The organism is Streptomyces sp. NPDC045026 (assembly GCF_056432625.1).
Genome location: NZ_JBWKIS010000059.1, coordinates 1 through 9155, shown reverse-complemented (window position 1 = coordinate 9155; position 9155 = coordinate 1). Strand labels below are relative to the sequence as shown.

Genomic DNA, 9155 nt, shown 5'->3' with positions numbered 1-9155 from the left:
GATCGGCACTGGTCATTTTCAGGCAACTTCCTGGAGGCTTATCCGAGTCCGAATGTCACTCAGCGTGTCCCTTTCACGGAAAGTGAGCCAGAACCCGAGAATGGGCAGCAGATGTCCACCACTTCGAAAGGCGCCACAGCACACCGGGAAATTCGAACACCGAGTGAGTCGCTTGCCGTAGTCAGAGGCGGCGGCCGGCACTTGCCCGCGCTGCGTTGATACTCCACGACGGTGGCAGGTGCCGCTCCCGCAACGGATGAGAAAACATGTTGGCCGGCTGCCGGCGAGCTGCGACGATGCGTCTGTTTCCCAGGCGGAGGATATTTGTACGTATTCGTGTGTGCGGGATGCGGTGCCGAGTTGACCACCCCGCTGTCCCAGGTCTCACTGCCAGCCCACGCCCGTCAGAAGTACGGGAACGGGGCCCAACTTCCGGTGCTCATGAAGTCCGGGACGTTTGCCGTGGACGCGGACCCCTGGGGAGGGCCGTGGCGGATGTGGGACGAGATCGATCCGGGCGAGGCGGAGGCACGCGGCATCTACGCGCCGGTCTACGCCCTGTCCGACAGCCCGCCCGGGGCGAGTGTCATTGCGCCCGGTGACATCCGTGGAACCCGGCTGATTCCTGAGAAGCGCGGCGGTGCCTGCTGTGGCCTCGACGGAGCCGACGGGCCCAACATGGCCTGCGAGGTATGCGACCTCCCCGTGGCGACCAGGGTCGACGACTGCTCGCTCTGGCAGGCAGTGCGGCTCAGCTCGGACGCCGTACACCGCGTCCCCGTCGACGGTATCCACGATGCGCCTCTCTCCTGGGCGGAGCTGGCAGCGAAAGGGGAGAAAACGCCTCCGTTCGAGCCGATTGCCACGTGGGGAGGACGGTCGGGGTCGAGCCACTACTGGTCGTGGAGCCCGCAATGGGAGGCGGCAGCCGGCCAGGCGCTCGCCCACCTGCTGGTTGCCTCCCAAGGACAGCCGGTGAAGGTCCCGGGCGGTCTGACCGCGGACGTGTTCCAACGCGCGCTCGACGCCCTGCTGCCCGCAGGCCCCTCGAAGCGGCGTGCCGTCCTGGCTGGACCGGGACGGCCCTCCCCGGACGCGGGCGTCGACATCCTCCTCGTACCGGTCCATCCCCAGACAGGCCAGACCTGGACCCCCGTCGGCCCGGCTGCGTCGGCATACCCGGTGCCCCTGCCGCTGGGGGTGTGGCTGTGGCTCGTCTCTCCCCAGCCGTACTTGCCGACTCCCGCATCAGGCCGCATACCCCAAGACGTCCTCCGCGACGACCCACTCCCGCTGCTCCCCAACTACCTGTTCCGGGCCGACCGGGGAACGTTCCAGCACACCTTGGTCCGGCTACCAGCCGTGCGCAGCCCGTGGCTGCGCACGGTCCTCGAGAACCTGACGCAGGGCACTTCGGCCAACCTCTTCTAGCCTCCTGATGTGTTGTCAGTGGTAGCTGCTTTCCTGGTGGGTCCCGTGTGCGCAGGGGTGCACCGGGTCTGGACGGGGAGCAGCCGGCGGTGCACGTGAAGGAGTACGTCCGTGCGGACGGCGTGAGGGTCCGGGCGCACTCGCGATGGGCGCCGGTGCGCGGCGGGAGATGAGTGTCCTGGCCGTTATCGCGCTGCTGGTCGTCGGCTTCGTCGGCACCCCAGGGAGCGGCAGCGCAGGCGGGAAGAGGGGGCCCCGGCCCGGGTCGACCGTCGTGCATCCGGTGAAGTTCCCGGACTGGGACGGGCCGCGGCCCCGGCCGTCGCCGACCGTCTCGTATCCGATCCCGTGGGACCGGAGCCACTGAGCGAGAGCACCCCGCAACGTGAGCAGGGTCCGGCACGCAAGTCGTTCCGCGAGGGCTTTTCAACTGCATACATAGCAGTGGGTGACCGCTCGAGATGCCGGGGGTGACGAGGCCTGTTTCGCTGGTGTGGCCCGCTCTTCCTCGTCACCTAAGGAGTGATCATGAGCGTTGCAGGCGAGTCCGGTCGTGCCCAGCAGATGCGCGCCAAGGTTCAGGACATGGAACAGGCCGCGGAACGTGCCACTGACCCGCAGGAGCGTCAGCGTCTGAAGGACAAGGCCCGCCAGCTCAAGGAGCAGAGCGAGCATGCAGGCGGTGCGGGCACGCGGGACATCGACCCGACGGTGTCGTCCCGGTAGTTCCTAGCACAGACACCGGCCGGTGGCCGGCCTCCGTGGCTTTCTGACACGCGAGAGGCCTCCGGCCGGTCACTGCTGTCTCCGCTCAGTCGCCCGCGTTCCCGGCGGCGGCCCTCACGCAGTGCGGCCCTGGCGGTTGGGCGACAGGGGCGCGATCGGCCACTACGCCCGGCGGATGTGCGCGCGAGTCAGCACCCGCAACGCCTCCCACGACACCACCGGCGCCCTGCCCGGCGCCGCTGCGGCACCGGCGTGGGCGGCGCCGTAGCGGCGGAGTAGCCAGAGGAGACATGGCAGGCGGTTGCCGCGCAGCTGCCGCTGACCTCACTGGCAGACGACATCGCGGCGCTCGGCCGGACGCTGGAACGGGTCGACGGTCCGGTGGTGCTGGTCGCTCACGCCTACGCGGGCGCGGTCATCGCCTCCACGAACGACCAGAAGGTCGCGGCGCTGGTCTATGTGGCCGCGCTCGCACCGGATCAGGGCGAGACAGTGGGCGACGTCTTCTATCGGGCGAAACCGCGTCCCGGGGCTCCCCAGCTCGGTCCCGACCGCCACGGTTTCATCTGGTTGCCCGAACCCGCATTCACCGACGTATTTGCCCAGAACGCCACGGAGCGAGAGCGCGCACAGTTGGCCGCCGCGCAGCGGCCCCTTGCCGCCGCCGCCATAGAAGCTCGGGTGGGGCGCCCGGCCTGGAGGGACCGGCCGAGCTGGTTCCTGGTGGCCGAGGAGGATCGCATGATCCCCGCGGAGACACAGCGGTTCATGGCAGAGCGGATGCAGGCCCGGGTACGTACCGCGGTCGTCGACCATCTGCCCATGGTCACGGCGCCGGACGTCGTTGTCGGCGTCGTGAGGGAAGCCGTGGCTGCGACCGCTCAGTGAGGGCAAGGCGGCCGCGCCCGGCGGCCGTTTCGAAGAGACTCGGAAGTAGCCGGAAGCAAGGAGAAGCGCAATGGTCGACATCGCCTACCGCACAGCCGACATCGACGGCCTGAAGGTCTTCTACCGGGAGGCAGGGGCACCGGACGCGCCCACGCTGCTCCTGCTGCACGGATTCCCGTCGTCGAGCCACATGTTCCGCAACCTGATTCCGCTGCTGGCCGACCGGTTCCATATCGTCGCCCCGGATCTGCCCGGCTTCGGGCAGTCGGACATGCCCGCGCGCGACGACTTCGACTACACCTTCGATCACCTCACCAATGTGATCGACCGGCTGACCGAGGTACTGGGCCTCGAGCGCTTCGCGCTGTACGTCTTCGACTACGGCGCGCCGGTCGGGTTCCGGATCGCCACTCGCCACCCCGAGCGGATCACCGGGATCGTGACGCAGAACGGCAACGCGTACGAGGAAGGCTTGAGCGAGGGCTGGGACCCGGTGCAGGCCTACTGGAAGGACCCGTCGCCCGCCAACAGGGAAGCGATCCGGACCCTCCTGCAGCCGCAGACGACGGTGTGGCAGTACACGCACGGTGTTCCCGACGAGACACGGGTCAGCCCCGACGGCTATGAGCTGGACAACCACTACCTCGCCCGCGCAGGCGCGGACGAGATCCAGCTCGACCTGTTTCTCGACTACGCGAACAACGTCGCCCAATACCCTGCCTTCCAGGAGTACTTCCGCACGAGCCGGCCGCCGCTGCTCGCGATGTGGGGCAGGAACGACCCGTTCTTCCTCCCTGCTGGGGCCGAGGCCTTCAGGCGCGACATCCCCGAGGCCGACGTGCGCTTCGTCGACACCGGTCACTTCGCCCTGGAGACCCACGCCGAGGAGATCGCGGTGGCGATGCGCGCCTTCCTCACCGCCTAGGGCGCGTATCGAGTCGTGATCAATCTTTGGGATTCGCCCTCACTCCGAGGCCTGACCCGATAGATCCTCTTGCGTTACTCGAGTGCAACTGGCAGACACAGATTGGGAGTTCATCGAGTCGCACCTGTCGATCGGCGAGTGCGGCCCGTACCCCGAGCGGCTGCGACAGCAATTCGAGGGCGTGATCTGGCGGTTCAAGACGGGCGGGCAGCTGCGGGAGATGCCGCAGGAGTTCGGTGCCTGGTCGACCGTCACCAACCGCTTCCGGCAGTGGCGTGACGCCGGCGTCTTCGTCGTCCTGCTGGAGGGCCTGATCGCGGAAGCCGCGAAGCGGGGTGAGGTGGACCTGTCCCTGGTCGGCATCGACTCCACCACCGCCCGGGCCCACCACGACGCGGCCGGGATGCACCTGGGCCAAGATGTGATCACTGTCCTGAAGGAGGCGGCCGCCGAGGAGAAGAAGGTCAGGTCAAAGGGGGCAGCCTCATGGAGCGAAACGGGCAGGTTGCCGAAGCGGATCCCGAGTGGGAGTTGCGACGACGCGTCCTGCGTCGCCGAAAGCTGCCCTCCTGGGACGCTCGCGGGGCGGGCAGACCAGCAAGGTTCACCTCGCCGCCGACCGCAAGTGCCGCGCGCTGGCGTTCGTCCTGACCGCGAGGCAGGCCGCGGGCAGCCCGCAGTTCATTCCCGTGCTCGAGAAGGTGCGTGTCCGGGGCCCGTCGGCCGTCCTCGCACCCAACCCGACACGGTCGCCCGGGACAAGGCCTACGCGTCCCGAGGCAATCGCGCCTACCTGCGGAAACGCCAGATCAAGGCGGTCATCCGGAGAAGAAGGACCAGGCTGCCACCGGAAGAAGAAGGGCCACAAGGGCGGTCGGCCGGTCAGCCACGACGCTGACCTGTACAAAGAGCGCAACACCGTTGAGCGCCTGATCAACAAGCTGAAAGGCCTGGCAAGGTATCGCCACTCGCTACGACAAGACACCCGAGAGCTACCTCGCTGGCCTCCGCCTTCGCGCCTCGATCATCTGGATCAAGGACCTCACGCGGACCGCTCCTTGATCCAGCGAGGTGACACGATGCCTGTGTTGGCCGCACGTGGCCGACTGATACCCGGTCGAAGCTGGGCTGGTCATCATGTTGGATGAGCCGCATGAATGAGCATGCTGCGGTGCGACTTCGTCAGGCCATCCGCCGTATCGAAGAGGCCACTCGTGACCGTACCGCCACGGGGTGCCGACCGGAGGACGCTGATGACCTCACCGGAACATTCGCCACGGACGGGGCACTCGGTTTTGACCCGATCCCCTTCCTGCGCGCCCTGCACGAGGTCGGCTCGCACGCAATGGTCATCGGCCAGGTCGCTGGCATCATGCACGGATCCGCCGAGCTGACCGGGGACCTCGACCTGCTGTGGGACGGCACACCTGCGCAGGCCCGAGCCTTGCGAGATGCCCTCGCCGCGGCTGGCTGCACCGATCTACCCAACCTCGACCGTGCCCAGGTGGGATACCAGGTGACCGGTGCCGCCGGGGACCTGTGCACGCCTGCCTTGTCCTGGGGAGACTTTGATGTCACCGACTGCCTGGCCCGAGCACAAGGCGCCGATGACTCCTCCGGTTTCACGATCCGCTACGCGTCGCTTGACGACCTGATCCGAATGCGGCGGGCCATCGGACGGCCGAAGGATCATCGTCGCGCCGACGAACTCGACCGCCTGCACGCCTGAACACACCATGCCGACGGCCACCGATCGAGGGCGCCCCGCCCGGGGTGAGGCACTGTTCAGCGTGGCGGCCCCGGCATCCTTCAGCAGAGCCACCAGCCCACGGTTCCCGAGCAACTGCTGAATCAAGTCCTGACTTGAAGCCGAATCCCGCAGAGTGATCACGACCCGATACGCGCCCTAGATCCAGCCCGGATTGGCCTGGATCGATCAGCACCCGAGAATCCCACAGCGCCCGGCGCTTGAGCGAGCTGTGATGTCGATGTTGCTCTTTGAGGGTCAGTTAGGAGCTTCGGTGGCATCGGTCGAGCAGCAGTCGACAATGGCCATGCGTGATGAGCAACTCGCCTGTTTTGAGGTGGGTCAGTGCGGCTTCGCCGGTTGTTGGGCGCTGCCGGTGATCCGGTCGAGATCGTGAATGGCCTCGCGGGCGGTGCACACGTTGGAGTGTCCGCGCGCGGCGTGCAGCACGACCTGCGCACGCATCCGGGCCTGGTAGGGAGTTTTACGACCTCAGGCCGCCTTCTTCAGCCGGTGGTGCTCGGAGGCGGTCAGGACGATCGGGCGTGCGGCGGCAACGGACAGGGCAGACAGGCCGATCAGCAGAAGCGGATCTTACCGGCGGGAGCCTGCCCCACCACCCGGCACGGCGAGCGGGCAGGATGGGCCCATGCTCGCCGTGCGGAATCGACCAAGTCCTCCTTCGCCCAAAAACCACTGGCGATCGAGCCGGCATGAGGTCCGGCAAGGACGACCACAGGTCAATGGTGCTCTGGGCTGCTGATTGTGCCGAGCATGTACTCGCCTCATTCTCAGGGCTCGTTCGGCACCAACGGGCTGGCAGCGGTGTCCCCCTCCGCCGCCAGCTCAGCGTAGGACGGCAGTTCGCGCATCCGGCGCAGCGGCGACAGGAAAACGGGCAGGAAGGTGAGTGACTGGCCGAGCGCCCCGGCCAACAGCGTGCCGCGGACGCCGATCGTCGAGCCGAGCAGGCCGCCGAGCAGCGCCCCGAAGGGCATCGTGCCCCAGACCAGGAACCGCATCGTCGCGTTCATCCGGCCGAGCAGTCCAGGAGGGCACAGCGCCTGCCGGAAGCTGACCTGGTTGATGTTGTAGACCACGATGCCCATCCACATCGCGATCTGCGCCACCGCGAGCAGCCCCACCGTCCAGTCGCGCTGCACGAACGGGGTGACCAGCGCGCACGGTCCGGCGACCGCGCTCGCGATCCAGATGGCCGGGCCCTGGCCGACCTTTGCCGCGAACCGTCCGGCCACCAGCGCACCGATCAGGCCACCCACCGCCGCGGTCGAGGTGAGCAGGCCGATGACGCCCGGCGAGAGCCGCAGTTGGCGGGCGAGCAGCACGTAGAAGACGGCAGAGATCACCGAACCGAGGAGGTTGGCCGAGCTGGTGCACATGGCGATGGCGCGGAGTATCCGGTTGGCGAGCACGAACCGCAGACCGTCGCGGATTTCCCGGAGCAGGTTGGGGTCGGGGCTGCGCTCGGGGCGCGGCGGCCGGACCTCGATCCGCGTTACCCACGCGGCCGACCACAGGAAGCTCACCGCGTCGACGAGCAGCGCGTAGGGCGCGGTGAGCGCCTGGATCAGCGCGCCGCCGAGGCTCGGGCCCGCGATCTGGCTGACCGACTCGCTGGCCTGGAGCTTCGCGTTGCCCTCGACCAGCAGCTCCCGGTCGATCAGCTGGGGCAGGTAGGACTGGTAGGCCACGTCGAAGAAGACCGTGCTCACCCCGGTGGCGAGCGCGACCACGTACAACTGCTCGATCGTCAGCACGCCGAGGAGCTGAGCCACCGGAACCCAGGCCAGCAGGGCGGCCCGAACCAGGTTGTTGACGATCAGCACCCAGCGGAAGCGCATCCGCTCCACCCACGCGCCGGCCGGCAAGCCCACCGCCACGAACGCCGCGGTCTCGCACGCCGCCAGCACCCCGACCTGCCAGGTGCTGGCGTGTAGCACCAGGATGGCGACGAGAGGAAGCGCCAACTGGCTGACCATTGTCCCGAACTGACTGACCGTCTCACCGACCCACAGTCGACGGAAGTCGGCGTGCCGCCACAGTCCGCCGCGGTTAGCCGGTCGGTCGGGCGAGCGCTCGGGAGCAGTCATGGGAAACTACCGTGGAAGAGTGATTGGGTTTTGTCAATCACTTATCCTCCCGGCCCTTCAGTAGGCTGCTGACCATGACCGAACGCCGGCTGGCGACCGACGCGGAGGCGAAGGCGCTCGCCTCCGCACTCCGCCTGCGTATCCTGCGCATTTGCCTCGGCGAGGCGCGCACCAACAAGGAGATCGCGGCGATCCTTGGCGGCGATCCCGCCAGCGTGCTGCACCACACTAGGACGCTGGTGCGCACTGGTTTTCTGGAGGCCCAGGAGGAGCGACGCGGTGCGCGCGGCGCACGGGAGATTCCCTATCTGGCGACGCGGAAGTCCTGGCAGCTCGATGCGGCCGCGCAGGACCGGTCGATGCTCGACGCGTTCCTGGAGGAGCTGGCCCTGGCCCCCGCGGCCGAGGTCGACAGCACCCGGCTCGGGCTGCGCCTGCCGCCGGCGGAGATGGAGGAGTTCCGGACCCGGCTCCGCGCCCTGTTCGAGGAGTTCGCCGCTCGCCCGGACGACCCGACTTCGTCCGCCTGGTCGCTCTTCATCGTGGTGCACCCCGACCCGAACCGGCCCTGACGATGCGACCCGGCCCTGACGATGCGACCCGGCCCTGACGATCTGACCCGGCCCTGACCGGTCGCGATCGCCCCCGGGGTCCGCTCCAGCCAATTCAGGTAGCGGCGGGTGCCGTCCTCGATGTCCACCTGCGGGACCCAGTCCAGCATCCGACGTATGCGGGTGGTGTCGGCGCAGGCACCCGAGCGGGTCGCCCTGCGGCCGGGGGCCTCGATGATCTGCGCGTCGGGATAGTGGCGGCGCACCGGGTCGGCGACCTGCCTGATCGATGTGGTGCGGCCGGTGCCGATGTTGAGTGTCGCCCCACCGGCGCCCTCGGTGATGGCCGCCAGGAGGGGCGCATCGGCGATGTCGTCGACGTGCACGAAGTCCCGGACCTGACATCCGCCGCCGTTGAGGTGCAACGGCAGCCCGGGCGAGGCCCGCATGGCGAACCAGGCCACCACCGAGCTGTGGCTGTTCTCCTTGACCACCTGCGGTTCTCCGCAGACGGAGAAGAACCGCACGATTGCGTACGAGCCATCGGCACTGCCCAGGGCCAGGGCTGTCTGGTGCTCGCCCCGCAGCTTGGTGTTGGCGTACACCGACCTGGGCGTCCCCGGATCGGCTTCTCGGCTTCGCTGAACTGGGCCCCACGTTCGAGGAACCGGCACCGATGCCCTAGGAGTTGTCTTCAAATGTCACGCCCACATCAGGAGCGAAGCGAGGGTGACGGCTGCCTGGTAGGACTCGGCGGTCTTGTCGTAGCGGGTCGC

General features: G+C 68.2%; 8 protein-coding genes and 2 pseudogenes. 7 read left to right on the top strand and 3 right to left on the bottom strand.

The genetic code is table 11. From position 1 onward, the window contains the following. Nucleotides 1-324 precede the first annotated feature (324 nt). From AC07EJ_RS45845 to AC07EJ_RS45820, 6 genes and pseudogenes are all read left to right on the top strand, one after another. Complete coding sequence (locus tag AC07EJ_RS45845; RefSeq protein ID WP_478886525.1) at nucleotides 325-1431, top strand: hypothetical protein; 1107 nt, start codon at nucleotides 325-327, stop codon at nucleotides 1429-1431. Between the two features lie 528 nt (nucleotides 1432-1959). Then, nucleotides 1960-2157: a DUF6381 family protein gene (locus tag AC07EJ_RS45840; RefSeq protein WP_389489581.1), complete on the top strand. Its 198-nt coding sequence runs from the start codon at nucleotides 1960-1962 to the stop codon at nucleotides 2155-2157. Nucleotides 2158-2469: 312 nt separating this feature from the next. Continuing rightward, nucleotides 2470-3045, top strand: coding sequence for an alpha/beta hydrolase (locus tag AC07EJ_RS45835; protein WP_393588783.1), 576 nt, complete (start codon nucleotides 2470-2472; stop codon nucleotides 3043-3045). Nucleotides 3046-3115: 70 nt separating this feature from the next. Continuing rightward, nucleotides 3116-3970, top strand: a complete 855-nt coding sequence (locus AC07EJ_RS45830) for an alpha/beta fold hydrolase (protein ID WP_389489583.1) — start codon at nucleotides 3116-3118, stop codon at nucleotides 3968-3970. Nucleotides 3971-4052: 82 nt separating this feature from the next. Further along, nucleotides 4053-5032 (top strand): annotated as a pseudogene (locus AC07EJ_RS45825) (IS5 family transposase). A gap of 91 nt (nucleotides 5033-5123) precedes the next feature. Further along, nucleotides 5124-5699 carry a hypothetical protein gene (locus AC07EJ_RS45820; protein WP_389489585.1) on the top strand — a complete coding sequence of 192 codons (576 nt, stop codon included), beginning with the start codon at nucleotides 5124-5126 and terminating at the stop codon, nucleotides 5697-5699. A 360-nt stretch (nucleotides 5700-6059) separates the two neighbouring features. On the opposite strand, the gene AC07EJ_RS45815 is transcribed toward AC07EJ_RS45820, so the two are convergent. Both AC07EJ_RS45815 and AC07EJ_RS45810 read right to left on the bottom strand, forming a co-directional pair. Continuing rightward, nucleotides 6060-6182 (bottom strand): hypothetical protein, encoded by a 123-nt coding sequence (locus AC07EJ_RS45815; RefSeq protein ID WP_389491631.1) that lies wholly within the window; start codon nucleotides 6180-6182, stop codon nucleotides 6060-6062. A gap of 326 nt (nucleotides 6183-6508) precedes the next feature. Continuing rightward, the gene (locus AC07EJ_RS45810) at nucleotides 6509-7828 is read right to left on the bottom strand and encodes an MFS transporter (protein WP_389491630.1); all 1320 of its coding nucleotides are present in this window, start codon (nucleotides 7826-7828) and stop codon (nucleotides 6509-6511) included. Nucleotides 7829-7902: 74 nt separating this feature from the next. Here AC07EJ_RS45810 and AC07EJ_RS45805 point away from each other — a divergent pair, with 74 nt between their 5' ends. Continuing rightward, on the top strand, nucleotides 7903-8400 hold the full coding sequence (locus tag AC07EJ_RS45805; protein ID WP_478886524.1) for an ArsR/SmtB family transcription factor: 498 nt from the start codon (nucleotides 7903-7905) through the stop codon (nucleotides 8398-8400). 113 nt (nucleotides 8401-8513) lie between these two features. On the opposite strand, the pseudogene AC07EJ_RS45800 reads toward AC07EJ_RS45805, so the two are convergent. After that, nucleotides 8514-9053 (bottom strand): annotated as a pseudogene (locus AC07EJ_RS45800) (NAD-dependent epimerase/dehydratase family protein); the annotation flags it as partial. Nucleotides 9054-9155 lie beyond the last annotated feature (102 nt).